Raw genomic sequence first — 15,344 nt, forward strand, 5'->3', positions numbered from 1 at the left:
GAAAACCCGCACTTGGCGGGTTTTCCTTTTTCTGCAGCAAAAAGCGAATTATTGCTTCTTGGCAGCTTCTTCTTGTGCAGCAGCGTTCGATTCAGCCTGAGCTTTGGCAGCTTCGGCGTTTTCTTTCGCAGCGTCGTTCACTTTATCCTGAGCTTTGTTCATGTCTTGCTGAGCTTGTTCAGCGTGTTGGTTGGCATCTTGAGCTTTGTCCTCGGATTTTTTATCGCAGGCAGCGAGACCGAGGGAAGCGGTCAACATCAAGGCAATAGCAAAAGTCTTACGCATGGGGTGTTTCTCCTTATGGAAAATAACTACTGGCCTTAAGAACTCGGCGCTACAGGTTAAGTTCCTCATTTCTTTCAGATATATAAGTTTGTTTTGCTACGGAACTTTTGGTCTGTTCGCTACTACTGGCCAATGGCTTTAACGAGAGTAATTATCATATGGCTGAAAACCCCGTTTTTGAGCGCGCGACGCGATTTCTTTCAGCGTTAAGACACTGTCAGGTACTTGGTTTGCGAGTACATGAAGCCTCCAGCGAAGGGCTCACGGTGGTCCTGCCTTATAGCCCGCAAATAGTCGGTAATCCGCAGACCGGGGTTATTCATGGTGGCGCAATTACCTCGTTAATGGACACCGCTTGCGGGATGTCAACGCTCTGTGTGTTGCCGGAATTCGAAGTCTGCCCGACCCTCGATTTGCGCATTGACTATATGCACGCCGCCAAACCGAACAAAGACGTCTATGGCTTCGCCCAGTGCTATCGGGTGACCACCGATGTGATCTTCGCTCGCGGTTTCGCCTATCAGGACGATCCCGAACAACCCATCGCCCACGTCGTCGGTACATTCATGCGCATGGGTAAGGGGCTCAAAGGCACCAAAGGCTTTGGCGGCGTGATCAAGGGAGAAGGGCAATGAGCGACGACCTGAAGCTGCAGTTGCAGCAGGCTCACGCTCAGGGCGATTACGCGCCGCTGTTGCAGTTGATTCCCTACGCCGGGCTGATCGGCATCGAATGCTCACGCGTCGGCGATGAACTGTTGTTCAAGCTGCCGGCGAACAAGGACAACATTGGTAACCCTTTATTGCCGGCGATCCACGGCGGGGTGATTGCCGGGTTCATGGAGCTGGCCGCCGCCCTGCATCTGTTGATCTTCACCGGCGCACCAGGTGTGCCAAAGATTATCGACTTCTCCCTGGATTACCTGCGTGCCGGGCAATTCCGCGATACCTGGGCCAAGTGTCAGGTCTGCCGCCAGGGCCGGCGCGTCGCCAACGTCGCGATCACTGCCTGGCAAAGCACGGAAAGTGAACCGATTGCCACTGCACGTGCACACTTCAAAATTGATGAGCCCTTGAAATCCTGAACAGCGCCCCAAACTCACAAGACAACCCGCCGCCGACCATTTCGGGTCGTGGCCACTGCCATCTGATTGGAGTTTGATGACCATGAGTGTGGAAACTCAAAAGGAAACCCTGGGCTTCCAGACCGAGGTGAAGCAGCTGCTGCACCTCATGATCCATTCGCTGTATTCCAACAAGGAAATTTTCCTTCGCGAATTGATCTCGAACGCCTCTGACGCTGTAGATAAATTGCGCTTCGAAGCCCTGGCCAAGCCAGAGTTGCTTGAAGGCGGCGCTGACCTGAAAATCCGTGTGAGCTTCGACAAGGACGCCAAGACCGTCACCCTCGAAGACAACGGTATCGGCATGAACCGTGACGATGTGATCACCCATTTGGGTACAATCGCCAAATCGGGCACCGCCGATTTCATGAAAAATCTTTCGGGCGATCAGAAGAAAGATTCGCACCTGATCGGCCAGTTCGGTGTGGGCTTCTACTCCGCCTTCATCGTTGCCGACCAGGTTGACGTGTACAGCCGTCGCGCCGGCACTCCAGCCAGCGAAGGCGTGCACTGGTCGTCGAAAGGCGAGGGCGAATTCGAAGTCGCCACCATCGAAAAAGCAGAACGTGGTACCCGCATCGTCCTGCATCTGAAAGCGGCAGAAGACGAATTCGCTGATGGCTGGCGTCTGCGCAACATCATCAAGAAGTACTCCGACCACATCGCTTTGCCGATCGAGCTGCCGAAAGAAGCGGCTGCTGCCGAAGGCGAAGAGGCTCCGGCCGTTGAGTGGGAAACCGTCAACCGCGCCAGCGCCCTGTGGACCCGTCCGCGCACTGAAGTGAAGGACGAGGAATACCAGGAGTTCTACAAGCACATCGCTCACGACTTTGAAAACCCGCTGGCCTGGAGCCACAACAAAGTCGAAGGCAAGCTCGAATACAGCTCGTTGCTGTACGTGCCGGCCCGCGCCCCGTTCGACCTGTACCAGCGTGAAGCGCCGAAAGGCCTGAAGCTGTACGTGCAACGCGTGTTCGTCATGGATCAGGCCGAGTCGTTCCTGCCGCTGTACCTGCGCTTCATCAAAGGCGTGGTCGATTCCAACGACCTGTCGCTGAACGTGTCGCGTGAAATCCTGCAGAAAGACCCGATCATCGATTCGATGAAGACTGCGCTGACCAAGCGCGTGCTCGACATGCTGGAAAAACTGGCGAAGAACGAGCCTGAGCAATACAAAGGCTTCTGGAAGAACTTCGGTCAGGTCATGAAAGAAGGCCCGGCAGAAGACTTCGCCAACAAGGAAAAAATTGCCGGTCTGCTGCGTTTCGCATCGACCCAAGGCGACGACGGCGAGCAGATCGTCGGTCTGGCCGACTACCTGGCACGCGCCAAGGAAGGTCAGGACAAGATCTACTACCTCACCGGCGAAACCTACGCGCAGGTCAAGAACAGCCCGCACCTGGAAGTCTTCCGCAAGAAAGGCATCGAAGTGCTGCTGCTGACCGACCGTATCGACGAGTGGCTGATGAGCTACCTCAGCGAATTCGACGGCAAGACCTTTGTCGACGTGGCACGTGGTGATCTCGATCTGGGCAACCTGGACTCGGAAGAGGACAAGAAGGCCGCAGAAGAAGTCGCCAAGTCGAAAGAAGGTCTGGTTGAGCGTCTGAAAACCGCGCTGGGCGATTCCGTGGCTGAAGTACGGGTTTCCCATCGTCTGACCGATTCGCCGGCGATTCTGGCCATCGGCGAGCAGGATCTGGGTCTGCAAATGCGCCAGATCCTCGAAGCCAGCGGGCAGAAGGTGCCGGATTCGAAGCCGATCTTCGAATTCAACCCAAGCCACCCGCTGATCGAGAAGCTCGATGGCGAGCAGAGCGAAGAGCGTTTTGGCGACCTGTCGCACATCCTCTTCGACCAGGCTGCGCTGGCGGCGGGTGACAGCTTGAAGGATCCGGCCGCTTATGTGCGCCGTCTGAACAAGCTGCTGGTTGAACTGTCGGTTTAACCAAGTTGTAGAAAAGCCCGCTTCGGCGGGTTTTTTCATTCTGGTGTTTAACAAATCAGGAGTCAGAAATGAGCCAAGTCACTGTACGTTCCGTGGTCTATCAGATTGACGGCCAGCCTTATGAAGGTCGTCTGGCGTTCGACGTCGAGCACAAAGGTGCGCGTCCGGGTTTGTTGATGGCGCCGAACTGGATGGGCGTCAGCGCCGGTGCCGAAGAGATCGCCAAGTCGGTGGCGGCCGAGGGCTACGTGGTGTTGATCGCTGACGTTTATGGCCAGGCCGTACGTCCGCAGAACGCTGATCAGGCGGGCGCGGCGATGATGCCGTTGAAGGATGACCGTGCGCTGCTGCGCAAGCGTATGCAGGCGGCGTTTGAGCAACTTCAGACGCAGGGTGAGGCGGCGGTTGATACGTCGAAACTGGCAGTGTTCGGTTTCTGCTTTGGTGGTTGCTGTGCGCTGGATCTGGCTCGCACGGGGGCGGCGGTGAAGGCTGCGGTGTCGTTCCACGGTACGCTGGATTCGCCGAATCCTGCCGATGCGCAGAACATCAAAGGCTCGGTTCTGGTGTTGCACGGTGCCGCAGATCCGTTGGTGCCGAAAGAGCAGTTGCCAGCGTTTGAAGATGAGATGAACGCGGCGAAGGTCGATTGGCAGTTGCTGAGCTATGGCGGTGCGGTGCATTCGTTTACCGATCCGCATGCCAATGTGCCGGGCAAGATGATGTACGACGCGAAGACCGCCAAGCGTGCGTTCAAGTCGATGCATGATTTGCTGGATGAAGTGTTCAAGGGCTGAAAAGCGAAGAGCCCCTCACCCTAACCCTCTCCCAGAGGGAGAGGGGACTGAATGGGGGATGCTTGGGAGTGACGCCGACTTGAAAGGGCTGTGCTGAATCCATAGTCGCCAAGACTTTTCAGGTCGATGTATGACGCAAGATACCTCGGTCGGCTCCCTCTGCCTCCGGGCGGTCCGACGTTTCGGGAGGGCAGGGTGAGGGTGCTGATGGTGGACGCTCAACCAATGCGCCGACCTGATAGGGCATTACCGAATCCATAATCGATAAGGTCTTTCAGGTCGGCGTATAACCTGAGACCACTCGGTCGGCTCCCTCTCCCTCCGGGAGAGGGCTGGGGTGAGGGTGCTTTTCAGCGCGGCAACTCGATCCGGTCAACTTCCCCCGGCACCGTCGGCCAGTCCCCGGCCGCCCATTTACGCCGTGCTTCATCAATCGCCGCCGGATCGCTCGCGACAAAATTCCAGTTGATCCGCCGTGGCCCGTCCAATGGCGCACCGCCAAATACCACGGCATGCACATCGCTTTCGGCAAACAGACTCATCTCTTCCCCCGCCGGCAATACCACCAACGCATGCGGCTCAATCGCTTCGCCATTCAATTGCGCATCCCCACTCAACACATAAACCGCCCGCTCTTCATGCTCGGTCGGAATCAGCAAAGTGGTCGCGGTTTGCATGTTCACTTCCGCATACAACGTAGGAGAAAGCACCGGCACCGGCGATTCCAGGCAAAAGCCTGACCCGGCAATCATGCGGATCTGTACGCCAAGGTTATCGCTGACCGGCAATGTCGCTGCCGGGTGATGGCTGTAATGCCCCGGGCCTTGCTCGTGATCCTTGGGTGACGCCAGCCAGATCTGCAAACCGTGCATCGTGAAACTCTGGTCCCACAACGGTTCCGGTGTGCGCTCGACGTGTGCAATCGCACTACCAGCGGTCATCCAGCTGACGTCACCGGCACTGACCACCTGATCCGAGCCAAGGCTGTCCTTGTGCTGGATCTGTCCTTCAAACAAATAGGTGAGCGTCGACAGACCGATGTGCGGGTGCTGTCGGATGTTCATGCCTTTGCCCGTCGGATAAACCGTTTCGAGCATGTGATCAAAAAACACGAAAGGCCCGACGCTGCGACATTTGGCTGACGGCAGCGGGCGCAGAATCGGCTGCCCTTCAACGTCTTCGGCGCGTGGGCGGATGATCAGAGGTTGCGTGTCCATGGTGCATTCCAGGCTGAGCGGGTGATGCCAGAAGCATAACCCGCTGCTGGCATGAGGAGGGTTACTGGCTATCGAAGCCTTGTGGGGCGTGGGTTTCGATGCTGACGTCGGTGGTCGTCATCAGTTTGTGAATCGGGCAACGGTCGGCAACGCGCAGCAATTCCTCGCGCTGGGCATCGGTCAGGACGCCTTTGAGAGTAAGGGTGACGTGCAAGACGTATTTACCTTTTTGCTCTTCGCTGTTGTCACGTTTGACGTCGACACCGACGCCGGTCAGCGGGATGTCTTTCTTCTTCGCGTACATCTTCAGGGTCAGCGCTTTGCAGGCGCCGAGGGCCGCATCGAAATAGTCGTGCGGCTCAGGTGCCGAGCCTTCGCCGCCGGCCGTTTTTGGTACATCGGCAAACAGTTCGTGGTCATCAATCTGTACGGTGTGACGAAAACCTTCAGCGGAGACGGTATTGACGGTAACGGTCATGTGAACCTCACTGGCAGTAGGAAAAGTCGCTTCGATCAAAAAAGACCTTGCAGTTATAGAGCATTCCCACCGGTACGCGTTCCACTTTCCTGCGGGATGAACCCTTGTTGTCGGGGCGCGGTCTAGGCTATGCCTACTTTCTGGAGATTACTTGTGTCCCTGTATCGTTTGAGTCTTGCCTGTTTGTTGGTGTTTGCCGGCAACGTCAGTGCCCGCGAATACACCTACAGCGATGCGCACCTGCATTACGTCGATTTTTTCCAGGAAAGCGCGGGCATGGCGAAATTGCTGACGGCCATGCAGGACAATTCCATCGAGCATGTGATGATTTCCGGCATTCCGGTTGCTAAGAAGTGGCATGAGGACGAACCCAAGCGCCCGCGCTATTACGCTGGGGATGACGCCGATGCTTACTGGTATAGCGCGACTGACGTGATTGTCGCCGACGCCGTGCAAAAACTGAGCGCAGAACAACGCCCGTACTTTCATCCGTTTCTTTCCGGATTCAACCCGAACGACAAGAACTCCGCCGCGCACATCCAACGCATGCTCGATCTGTATCCGGGGCTGTGGCAGGGCATCGGCGAGGTGTTCACCCGCCATGATGACCTGACAGCGCTGACCTCTGGCGATACGCCGCGCGCCAACAACGAAGCGATGACCAAGATCTATCACCTGGCAGCCGAGAACGATCTGCCGGTGTTGCTGCATTCCAACATCACCTCCAAGCGTGAGAAGAATCCGCTGTACCTGAAGGAAATCGAAGAACCGCTGCGTAATCATCCGCACACGCGATTCATCTGGGCCCACGCGGGGACCAGCGCGGAGATTCATCGACATCAGACCCAGCTGACATTTCTGCTGCCAACCCTGACGCGTATGCTTGAGGCGTATCCCAACCTGTTTATCGATCTGTCCTGGAGCATGCTCACGCCGTATCTGCTGGACGAGCAGGGCAAACCGCGACCGGAATGGCTGGCGTTGGTCGAGAAATACCCCGAACGCTTCATGCTTGGCTCCGATGTGGTAGGGCGTTTCAATAAGCTCGGTCAGGAAATACACAGCTTCAAGCCGTTCCTTGATGCCCTGCCGGAGAACATTGCGCAAAAGGTCGCGAGAGATAACTTCCTGGCTATCTTGCCGCGAACGGAGTTCAAGTCCGGCAAAACCACGCTGAATCGTTAATGCCGACGGTTCGAAGGATCAAGGCCTTTTGATATCGCCTTTTCGTCTTACGCAAATTTTCACCGGGCCGATACCTTCTAAAGCAACCAGCTGCAGGGTTGATGCAGCGCTTTTGGAAGGAACCAGAGCAATGAGTATCCGTAGTCTCAATATTGCCCCGCGCGCCGGCCTCGGTTTTGGCTTGTTGGCGTTGATGGTATTTGCCCTTGGGGCGTTCGCTTTATTGCAAATGTCGAACATGCGCGCGCAGTCCGACGAGGTTGATAACAACTGGCTGCCGAGTGTCATGGCAGTCGGTGAGATGAGTCAGGACATGCTGCGCCTGCGCGCGCTGACCATGCGTCTGTTGCTCAATCGGGATCCGCAGACGCTCGAACAGAACGTTGCCAAGCTCAATGAATTACGCGGTGTGCTCAGTGAGGCCCAGCAGCGTTATGACGTGCTGATCGTACTGCCCGAGGAGCGCAGGCTGTTCGACCGCTTCAAGGTTGCCGAGCACCAGTATCTGGAGTTTCAGGCACAGGTCATGCAGTTGTCGGCGCAGAATCGGGTCGAGGAGGCCGCGACCATTCTCAATGGGCAGATGAGTCCCTTGGCCGATGAAATCGCAGTGCTTTTGCGCGAGCTGGTTGAGCTGAATAAACACAATGCCAATCTCGCCACCGAAGCAGCGCGGCTGGTGTTTACCAATTCGCGGGTTTGGGTCGGGGTGATGATCGGCGTTACCGCGCTGATCACCATAGGCCTGGCCCTGCTGCTGACGCGCAGCATCGTGCTGCCGCTGGCGCAATCGCTGGGTGTCGCCGAGGTGGTGGCCGGTGGTGATCTGACTGGCGATATCAGCATCAGTGGCAAGGACGAGCCGGCGCGACTGCTGCACGCACTCAAGAGTATGCAGCACAACCTGCGCGACACGATTCGGCAAATCTCCGAGTCCTCCAGCCAGTTGGCCTCGGCGTCGGAGGAGCTGAGTTGCGTCACGGAAGACGCTACGCGCGGGTTGCACCAGCAGAGCCTGGAAATCGAACAGGCGGCTACGGCGGTCAATCAGATGACGGCCGCAGTGGAGGAAGTGGCAAGCAATGCCGTGGCCACCTCCGAGGCGTCTCGTGAATCCGATCGCATTGCCCAGCATGGCCGCGAGCAGGTGCATCAAACGGTGCTGTCCATTGAGTCGCTGGCCGATGATGTGACAGCCAATGCGAGTCAGGTGGAAGATCTGGCGCAGAAGGTCTACAGCATCAGCAAAGTGCTGGATGTGATTCGTTCGATCGCTGAGCAGACCAATTTGCTCGCATTGAATGCCGCGATTGAGGCTGCTCGCGCCGGTGATGCCGGGCGTGGGTTTGCGGTTGTAGCGGATGAGGTGCGGGCGTTGGCCCATCGCACGCAGCAGTCGACCCGGGAAATCGAGCAGATGATCGGCGGGATTCAGCAGGGCACCGATTCGGCGGTGAGTTCGATGCAGCAGAGTAATGTGCGCGCGCGTTCGACGCTGGAGCTGGCCAAGGCGGCCGGGACTGCACTTGAAGAGATCGCCTCGGCGTTCACGCTGATCAACGAGCGCAATCTGGTGATCGCCAGTGCCTCGGAGGAGCAGGCAGCGGTGGCGCGTGAGGTGGATCGCAATCTGATGAACATTCGTGATCTGGCGATGCAGACCTCGGCGGGGGCTAATCAGACCAGTGCGGCGAGTCAGGAGCTGTCGCGGTTGGCGGTGGATTTGAACAGCATGGTCGCCAAGTTCTCGGTTTGAGGTTTGCCTTCAAAAGCCCCTCACTGTAGAGACCGGTACATCCTTTACAAATTAGACCGGGGACATCGTTTACACCTTTACAGGCTTGAAACGCGTTTGGCGCCGCTTTCAAGTCTGCCTAAACAGTGGCTGCAAAGGTACAGCTCCCAAGCGTCATCAGCCACTTCCTTCAGCGCGATGTCCTCTCCAATCAGAGCCTCTCCTAGAAAAATCAGCTGTCCTTTCCATTTAATTTCCCCATTTGACCGAACCTTGCGTACTTCAACATCGGAACCGTATTCAAGCGCAGGCAAGTAACCGGGATAAGCGCGTGTCGACGGGCTATAGACAGATGCCGGTGGTTTCATGCCCAGCGCGGTGTGCGGTCGGTGGTGGTTGAAGTCTTGGATGAATTCCTGAAAAGCCAACTGCTGGCGCACCAGATTTTCCGCCGGTGGCACTGCTGCCTTTAGCGTTCGATGCATCCGTTCATGTCGACCATTTTGGTCGGGACGGCCAGGCGTAATCGTTTCGACATGGATTCCAAGCCTGATGAACCAAACCGATAACTTCGAAAGTCGCGCCAGACCTGTCGATGCGAAAGGAGCGCCATTGTCAGTGCGGATCACATCCGGCAGCCCATATTCTCGAAAAGCCCACTCGAAGCCTTCCCGCGTCGGCGCTCCGTGCGTACTGGGCAAAGCGCGACAGACGAATAAAAAGCGGCTCATCTGATCGGTTATGGTCAGCGGATAGCACCAATTACCGTCCTGCATTTTGAACTGCCCTTTGTAATCAGCACACCAAGTCTGGTTGGGCGCGTCGACCGGACGCAAATGTGTTGGAGCACGGGGACGCGGGGGATAGGGCCGTCGCGCCACCACCAAACCAGCTTTCTTCAACCACTCCCCGGCGGTGCTCGCGGCCGGCCAGTGGATATCCGGATCGGAGACGCGTAGACGATCAATGATCTGTTTAGGTCCCCGATCGGGGTGCTCGTTTTTCTTGGTCAGCAGCGTGGCAATGATTTCGTCGGGCGTTTGATGAGGACAGTTCAACGGCTTGCGCGATTGCTCTTTCAAGCCATCTACGCCCAACGCTGCGTATCGTTCCAGCCACTTGTCGATGGTTGGACGGCTGACGCCATAGCGCCGGCTTAACTGGCTCTTGGTGTAACTGCCGCCAAGCCAGTCGCTGACTAACTTCACTCGTTGATCCATTGGGGACTCTTGATTCCAGGGCATGGTCAGCACCTCCTGACCATGATTAATACCTGTAAACCATGTCCCCGGTCTCAAACGTAAAGGATGTACCCGGTCTTTACCCACCCTAACCCTCTCCCAAGGGGAGAGGGGACTGACCGTGGGGAATTAAAGAGCTACGCCGACCTGACCATTCTTTGGTGAATCCATAATCGACTCGATCTGGCAGGTCGATGCATAGCGCCTGACATCTCTGTCGGCTCCCTCTCCCTCGGGAGAGGGCTGGGGTGAGGGGCGAGCCAGGCACAAGTCTCCAATCCAGCAGGCAAAAAAAAGCCCCGCATTTCGCGGGGCTCTTTGTTCTTGCGGCGGATCAGCTGCCTTTAACGGTTTTACCGTTGACGGTGCCGTCCTGGAGCATGATGTTGTACTCCTTGCCGTCGGTTTCAACCTGTTGCAGGCGAACCAGCAGGTAATCCCAATCCTTGGCGAACCACAGCACGGTAGTGCGCTTGCTTTGTGTCGGGTCGCGTACGCGCTCGACCTTGATCGCATCGATCTTGCCAGCCTTGGTCTCGACTTTTTCCGAGCCCAGCACGCGGAAGTCATAGGTATCGACTTCACCATCATCGACCACTTGATAGCTCATGGTCTTCTTGCCGGCAGCGACGTCATGCTGCAGTGCCAACTGATAGGTGGACTTGTCGACCATGCCACGGTTCAGCGGGATCTTCACCGCGTCGCCACGGTCGGTACCGGTGACCATTTTGCTGTTCCAGTCGAAATCCAGATCAGCCTTTTTCGCCTTGCCCAGACCGCCACGTTCAAAGTGGTAGGACTGCGGCAGCAAAGTGTCTTTGTCCAGGGTCAGGGTGCTTTCTTCCGTCAGGCTGGCGATCATCATCGAGGCCTTGAAGCTGAGCTTCCAGACGCCGTTGGCTTCCTTGACCAGGCTGCGCTCGGCGGTGCCGCTCATTGGCAGTTGCTTCCAGTCGGCGGTGTAGCTGGCGGAGAACGGTTGAAGGTCCGCTGCCTGCGCGAAGGGCAGGGCGAGCAGAGCGCAAGCGAAGAGCAGGGCGCGACGCATAATATCTCCTAGTGTCGAATCAAGTGGCCGCTGGCCGCGAGTAACTGGCCATCCAGTAAAGCACCGTGTTCACCGAGTGCCAGTCTGCCCTCGGCGAACCAGCGAACTGCCATCGGGTAGATCAGGTGTTCCTGAACGTGTACTCGCTGCGCAAGACTCTGCGGCGTGTCGTGCAACTCTACCGGTAATACTGCTTGTACGACCAGTGGTCCGCCATCGAGTTCCTCGGTGACGAAGTGCACGGAGCAGCCATGCTCAGTGTCGCCGGCCTCCAGCGCGCGCTGATGAGTGTGTAACCCTTTGTATTTGGGCAGCAGCGACGGGTGGATGTTGAGCAGGCGACCCTGGTAGTGGCGAACGAAATCAGCGCTGAGAATGCGCATGAAGCCGGCCAGCACCACAAGTTTCGGATTGAATTCGTCGATCAGTTCGATCAGAGCAGCATCGAAGGCCTCGCGACCTTCGAATGCCTTGTGATCCAGCGAGCGGGTAGCGATACCCTCGTCACTGGCGCGTTGCAGGCCGTAGGCGTCGGCGCGATTGGAAATCACTGCAGCGATGCGGACCGGGTTGTCGCCGGTCCGCGTGCTGTCGATCAGAGCCTGCAAGTTACTGCCGGTGCCGGACAACAGCACCACGACATCACAGGTTGCGGACATTAATGAGCCTTAAGGTTCTGCAGGTCAACCTGGGCAGCGCCTTCGGCAGCGGCAGCGATCTGACCGATGACCCAAGGCTGTTCGCCGGCGTCACGCAGGGTGTTCAGGGCCACTTCAACGTGCTCCTGAGCCACGCAGATAACCATGCCAACGCCGCAGTTCAGCACGCGATGCATCTCGGTTTCGTCAACGTTGCCTTTTTCCTGCAGCCAGTCGAATACCGCCGGGCGAGTCCAGCTAGCCACGTCAACCACCGCCTGAGCGCCTTTTGGCAGAACGCGCGGGATGTTGTCGAGCAGGCCGCCACCGGTGATGTGGGCCATGGCTTTGACGGCGCCGGTGTCTTTGATCAGCTTGAGCAGCGGCTTCACGTAGATGCGGGTCGGGGCCATCAGCAGGTCGGTCAGCGGTTTGCCGTCGAGCTGGATGTTTTCGATGTCGGCACCGGAAACTTCGATGATCTTGCGGATCAGCGAGTAGCCGTTGGAGTGCGGGCCGGACGATGGCAGCGCGATCAGCGCGTCACCGGTGGCGACTTTCGAGCCGTCGATGATTTCAGCTTTTTCCACGACGCCGACGCAGAAGCCGGCCAGGTCGTAGTCTTCGCCTTCGTACATGCCTGGCATTTCAGCGGTTTCACCGCCAACCAGCGAGCAACCCGACAGTTCGCAGCCAGCGCCGATGCCGGTTACCACTTGGGCAGCGGTGTCGACATTGAGTTTGCCGGTGGCGTAGTAGTCGAGGAAGAACAGCGGCTCGGCGCCGCAAACCACCAGGTCGTTGACGCACATGGCAACCAGGTCGATGCCGATGCTGTCATGCTTGTTCAGGTTCAGCGCCAGACGCAGCTTGGTGCCAACGCCGTCGGTGCCGGACACCAGCACTGGCTGCTTGTAGCCGGCCGGGATTTCGCAGAGGGCGCCGAAACCGCCCAGGCCGCCCATGACTTCCGGGCGCGCAGTGCGCTTGGCGACGCTCTTGATGCGTTCGACCAATGCTTCACCGGCGTCGATGTCTACACCGGCGTCCTTGTAGCTCAGGGAGGGTTGCTTGCTCATGATCCAGGCCTTTAGGGGAGGGGATTCAGGGGTAACGACCGAGTTCAGCGGGAACTTCGAAATCGTGGGGGCGATGGCCTCACGCGAGTTTCGAGGTGCCCGGCTGTTGCCGGTCTGCGAAGGCGCGCGATTTTATCAGGCTTGAGGGGCAGCGGCCATCCTCGCACCGACGGGCAGGGCCATATCAGCGGAAATTTTTTGCAATTGAGGTGTATGAACGCCTGTATAAGGTGGGGCGATTAACCGTCTATCGTTATCACTGTGCAAAAACTTACCGCTGTCGTGTGAATGTTTGGTGCTGGCAGATTGTCACAGCCTTGCTCAACCGGTTCACGCGGCGTGTTCCAGCCGCTCCTGTCGACGGGAATTCTCCATGCGTTTTTGTAAATTGTTGTTTGTGGGTTGTTTGTCTCTGATCAGCCTGGCGAGTCACGCCGAAAACCTCAAAGGCCTTTATCAAGTGCGCGAGCCGGTCAACGGTCAGGCGCCGGAAGAACGTGATCGCGCCACGCAGGCAGCGCTCGATACCCTGGTGTTGCGCCTGACCGGTGATCCCAAAGCCCCGCAGAGTCCGGGGCTGGCGGCGATTCGCAAGGATCCGCAGCAAATCATCAGTCAGTTCGGTTTTGATGCCGGGCCACCGGAGGTGCTGAAGGTCGATTTCGATCCGGCGACCACCGAGCAGGCGTTGCGGCGTGCCGGGTTGTCCGTGTGGGGCGCCAGTCGCCCGTCGATTCTGAGCTGGTGGCTGAATGATTCGGCTGAAGGTTCGAGTCTGATCGGTGATGGTCAGGCCGCTGCGGCGCCGTTGCGTACGGCTGCGCAACACCGCGGCTTGCCGTTGCGTTTGCCGCTGGCTGATTTGAGTGAGCAGTTGGTTGCCACTGCGCCAGCGCTTGAGGGCACGGATCCGGCGCCACTGCGCGGTGCTTCGGAGCGCTACAACGCTGACGCCTTGCTGGCGGTGCATGCCCGTGAAGAAGGCGGGCAGTGGCAGGCCAAATGGCACTTGTGGCTGGGCGATCAGAAAGAGGCGGGCAGCGTGCAGGGCGCCGATCAGGCTGCTGTCGCTGACGCAGTGATGCTGGCGGTGGCTGAGCGGCTGGCGCCACGTTTTGTCGCTAAGCCTGGCGCTTCGGGGCAGCAAACCCTGGAAGTGCAGGGCATGAATCTGGAGCATTACGCGGCGTTATTGCGGTTACTCGAACCGTTTGGCGTGCGTCTGCAAAGTGTTGATGGCGATCGTATCGTTTATCGGGTCAATGGCAGTGCCGATCAGATGCGTGCGCAGTTGTCGCTGGCCAGGTTGCAGGAGTTGCCCGCCGAAGCACCCGCCCCGGTGGCGGCGCCGCAGCCAGTGGCTGGCGGCGCAACACCTGTCGCGGCGCCAGCCCCGACACCGGCAGCACCATCGTTGCGGTTTCGCTGGTAAGTCTTTCTTTATATAGAAGCAACAGGAGTGGTAAATGGCCGATACGCGGCGTTGGTTCTGGCTCGGTGGGGTTGTCCTGCTTTGCGCGTTTGTCTGGTTGCTGCACCCGATCCTCACGCCGTTTCTGGTGGCGCTGCTGCTGGCCTATCTGTTCGATCCGCTGGTGGATCGCCTGGAGCGGCTTGGTTTGTCGCGAACCTGGGGCGTGATCGCGGTGTTTGCTCTGTTCACCTTGATCGTCACGGCGCTGATGCTTGTGCTGGTGCCGATGCTCGCCAAGCAGTTGCTGCGTTTGTACGAACTGGCGCCGCAAATGCTCGATTGGCTGCAGCACACGGCAGTGCCGTGGGCGCAGTCGAAGCTGGGGTTGTCGGACGGTTTCTGGAAGTTCGATAAGGTCAAGGCTGCGATCAGCGAGCACATGGGTCAGACCACCGATATTGTCGGCGTGGTGCTGAGTCAGGCCACGGCGTCGAGTCTGGCGCTGATCGGCTGGCTGGCCAATCTGGTGCTGATCCCTGTGGTAAGTTTCTACCTGTTACGCGACTGGGACGTGATGATGGCCAAGATCCGCAGCCTGCTGCCGCGTGATCGGGAAGAGACCATCGTATCGCTTGCCGGTGAATGTCATGAGGTACTGGGCGCGTTTGTTCGCGGTCAGTTGCTGGTGATGGTGGCGCTGGGCGTGATCTATGCAGCGGGCCTGATGATTGTCGGTCTGGAGCTGGGGCTGTTGATCGGTTTGATCGCGGGTCTGGCGGCGATCGTGCCGTACATGGGCTTCGTGATCGGTATTGGCGCGGCACTGATTGCCGGGTTGTTCCAGTTCGGTGGTGATCTGTATCCGATGGTCGGGATCGTCGCGGTGTTCATGGTCGGTCAGGCGCTGGAAGGTATGGTGCTGACACCATTGCTGGTGGGTGATCGTATCGGTCTGCATCCGGTGGCAGTGATCTTTGCGATCCTGGCCGGCGGCGAGCTGTTCGGTTTCACTGGCGTGCTGCTGGCGTTGCCAGTGGCGGCGGTGATCATGGTGCTGGTGCGCCATGTGCACGACTTGTACAAGGACTCCGACATCTATAGTGGCGTTGACGATCCGCAACTGTAATGGCGAAGGGCGGCCCGGCGAAGAGCCGGG

15 protein-coding genes are annotated in these 15,344 nt (G+C 58.1%); 8 read left to right on the forward strand and 7 right to left on the reverse strand.

Going from position 1 to position 15,344, the window contains the following annotated elements:
• Positions 1-48: 48 nt before the first annotated feature.
• Entirely contained in the window at positions 49-285 is a 237-nt protein-coding gene (locus tag CCX46_RS08485; RefSeq protein WP_007919867.1) for a hypothetical protein, read from the reverse strand.
• Between the two features lie 158 nt (positions 286-443).
• On the opposite strand from CCX46_RS08485, the gene CCX46_RS08490 reads away from it, so the two are divergent.
• The 4 genes from CCX46_RS08490 to CCX46_RS08505 all read left to right on the forward strand — a co-directional run bounded on the left by CCX46_RS08490 (position 444) and on the right by CCX46_RS08505 (position 4,153).
• On the forward strand, positions 444-920 hold the full coding sequence (locus CCX46_RS08490; RefSeq protein WP_127926347.1) for a PaaI family thioesterase: 477 nt from the start codon (positions 444-446) through the stop codon (positions 918-920).
• A complete protein-coding gene (locus tag CCX46_RS08495; protein ID WP_127926348.1) occupies positions 917-1,369 on the forward strand; it encodes a PaaI family thioesterase in 453 nt (150 codons plus the stop codon). The genes CCX46_RS08490 and CCX46_RS08495 overlap by 4 nt, the downstream gene beginning before the upstream one ends.
• An 82-nt stretch (positions 1,370-1,451) precedes the next feature.
• Complete coding sequence (gene htpG, locus CCX46_RS08500) at positions 1,452-3,356, forward strand: molecular chaperone HtpG (protein ID WP_127926349.1); 1,905 nt, start codon at positions 1,452-1,454, stop codon at positions 3,354-3,356.
• A gap of 68 nt (positions 3,357-3,424) precedes the next feature.
• Positions 3,425-4,153 (forward strand): dienelactone hydrolase family protein, encoded by a 729-nt coding sequence (locus CCX46_RS08505; RefSeq protein WP_127926350.1) that lies wholly within the window; start codon positions 3,425-3,427, stop codon positions 4,151-4,153.
• A gap of 350 nt (positions 4,154-4,503) precedes the next feature.
• On the opposite strand, the gene CCX46_RS08510 is transcribed toward CCX46_RS08505, so the two are convergent.
• Together CCX46_RS08510 and CCX46_RS08515 are read right to left on the reverse strand one after the other, a co-directional pair.
• Positions 4,504-5,370: a pirin family protein gene (locus CCX46_RS08510; RefSeq protein WP_127926351.1), complete on the reverse strand. Its 867-nt coding sequence runs from the start codon at positions 5,368-5,370 to the stop codon at positions 4,504-4,506.
• A 61-nt stretch (positions 5,371-5,431) separates the two neighbouring features.
• Entirely contained in the window at positions 5,432-5,848 is a 417-nt protein-coding gene (locus CCX46_RS08515) for an OsmC family protein (protein WP_127926352.1), read from the reverse strand.
• 129 nt (positions 5,849-5,977) lie between these two features.
• Between CCX46_RS08515 and CCX46_RS08520 the strand changes: the two genes are divergently transcribed.
• Both CCX46_RS08520 and CCX46_RS08525 read left to right on the forward strand, forming a co-directional pair.
• A complete protein-coding gene (locus CCX46_RS08520) occupies positions 5,978-7,033 on the forward strand; it encodes an amidohydrolase family protein (RefSeq protein WP_127926353.1) in 1,056 nt (351 codons plus the stop codon).
• Positions 7,034-7,163: 130 nt separating this feature from the next.
• Positions 7,164-8,789, forward strand: a complete 1,626-nt coding sequence (locus CCX46_RS08525) for a methyl-accepting chemotaxis protein (protein ID WP_127926354.1) — start codon at positions 7,164-7,166, stop codon at positions 8,787-8,789.
• 77 nt (positions 8,790-8,866) lie between these two features.
• Here CCX46_RS08525 and CCX46_RS08530 read toward each other — a convergent pair whose 3' ends face one another.
• The 4 genes from CCX46_RS08530 to purM form a co-directional block, all read right to left on the reverse strand.
• Positions 8,867-10,012: an integrase core domain-containing protein gene (locus CCX46_RS08530; RefSeq protein ID WP_127926355.1), complete on the reverse strand. Its 1,146-nt coding sequence runs from the start codon at positions 10,010-10,012 to the stop codon at positions 8,867-8,869.
• Positions 10,013-10,343: 331 nt separating this feature from the next.
• Complete coding sequence (locus CCX46_RS08535; protein WP_127926356.1) at positions 10,344-11,057, reverse strand: DUF3108 domain-containing protein; 714 nt, start codon at positions 11,055-11,057, stop codon at positions 10,344-10,346.
• A gap of 8 nt (positions 11,058-11,065) precedes the next feature.
• Entirely contained in the window at positions 11,066-11,716 is a 651-nt protein-coding gene (gene purN, locus CCX46_RS08540) for a phosphoribosylglycinamide formyltransferase (protein ID WP_127926357.1), read from the reverse strand.
• Positions 11,716-12,774: a phosphoribosylformylglycinamidine cyclo-ligase gene (purM, locus tag CCX46_RS08545; RefSeq protein WP_077571719.1), complete on the reverse strand. Its 1,059-nt coding sequence runs from the start codon at positions 12,772-12,774 to the stop codon at positions 11,716-11,718. Before purM ends, purN begins: the two co-directional genes overlap by 1 nt.
• Positions 12,775-13,147: 373 nt before the next feature.
• Between purM and CCX46_RS08550 the strand changes: the two genes are divergently transcribed.
• Entirely contained in the window at positions 13,148-14,206 is a 1,059-nt protein-coding gene (locus CCX46_RS08550) for a DUF2066 domain-containing protein (RefSeq protein WP_127926358.1), read from the forward strand.
• Between the two features lie 34 nt (positions 14,207-14,240).
• On the forward strand, positions 14,241-15,314 hold the full coding sequence (locus CCX46_RS08555; RefSeq protein WP_102900818.1) for an AI-2E family transporter: 1,074 nt from the start codon (positions 14,241-14,243) through the stop codon (positions 15,312-15,314).
• The last annotated feature ends 30 nt before the right edge of the window (positions 15,315-15,344 follow it).

Source organism: Pseudomonas sp. RU47 (assembly GCF_004011755.1).
In the GTDB taxonomy this organism is placed as follows: domain Bacteria; phylum Pseudomonadota; class Gammaproteobacteria; order Pseudomonadales; family Pseudomonadaceae; genus Aquipseudomonas.

Excerpts from the sequence above, each read along its gene's own strand:
- CCX46_RS08535 (WP_127926356.1), bottom strand. The coding sequence starts at position 11,057 with ATGCGTCGCGCCCTGCTCTTCGCTTGCGCTCTGCTCGCCCTGCCCTTC.
- CCX46_RS08485 (WP_007919867.1), bottom strand. The coding sequence starts at position 285 with ATGCGTAAGACTTTTGCTATTGCCTTGATGTTGACCGCTTCCCTCGGT.
- CCX46_RS08505 (WP_127926350.1), top strand. The coding sequence starts at position 3,425 with ATGAGCCAAGTCACTGTACGTTCCGTGGTCTATCAGATTGACGGCCAG.
- CCX46_RS08520 (WP_127926353.1), top strand. The coding sequence starts at position 5,978 with ATGCCTACTTTCTGGAGATTACTTGTGTCCCTGTATCGTTTGAGTCTT.
- htpG (WP_127926349.1), top strand. The coding sequence starts at position 1,452 with ATGAGTGTGGAAACTCAAAAGGAAACCCTGGGCTTCCAGACCGAGGTG.
- CCX46_RS08530 (WP_127926355.1), bottom strand. The coding sequence starts at position 10,012 with ATGCCCTGGAATCAAGAGTCCCCAATGGATCAACGAGTGAAGTTAGTC.
- CCX46_RS08490 (WP_127926347.1), top strand. The coding sequence starts at position 444 with ATGGCTGAAAACCCCGTTTTTGAGCGCGCGACGCGATTTCTTTCAGCG.
- CCX46_RS08555 (WP_102900818.1), top strand. The coding sequence starts at position 14,241 with ATGGCCGATACGCGGCGTTGGTTCTGGCTCGGTGGGGTTGTCCTGCTT.
- purM (WP_077571719.1), bottom strand. The coding sequence starts at position 12,774 with ATGAGCAAGCAACCCTCCCTGAGCTACAAGGACGCCGGTGTAGACATC.
- CCX46_RS08525 (WP_127926354.1), top strand. The coding sequence starts at position 7,164 with ATGAGTATCCGTAGTCTCAATATTGCCCCGCGCGCCGGCCTCGGTTTT.
- CCX46_RS08495 (WP_127926348.1), top strand. The coding sequence starts at position 917 with ATGAGCGACGACCTGAAGCTGCAGTTGCAGCAGGCTCACGCTCAGGGC.
- purN (WP_127926357.1), bottom strand. The coding sequence starts at position 11,716 with ATGTCCGCAACCTGTGATGTCGTGGTGCTGTTGTCCGGCACCGGCAGT.
- CCX46_RS08515 (WP_127926352.1), bottom strand. The coding sequence starts at position 5,848 with ATGACCGTTACCGTCAATACCGTCTCCGCTGAAGGTTTTCGTCACACC.
- CCX46_RS08550 (WP_127926358.1), top strand. The coding sequence starts at position 13,148 with ATGCGTTTTTGTAAATTGTTGTTTGTGGGTTGTTTGTCTCTGATCAGC.
- CCX46_RS08510 (WP_127926351.1), bottom strand. The coding sequence starts at position 5,370 with ATGGACACGCAACCTCTGATCATCCGCCCACGCGCCGAAGACGTTGAA.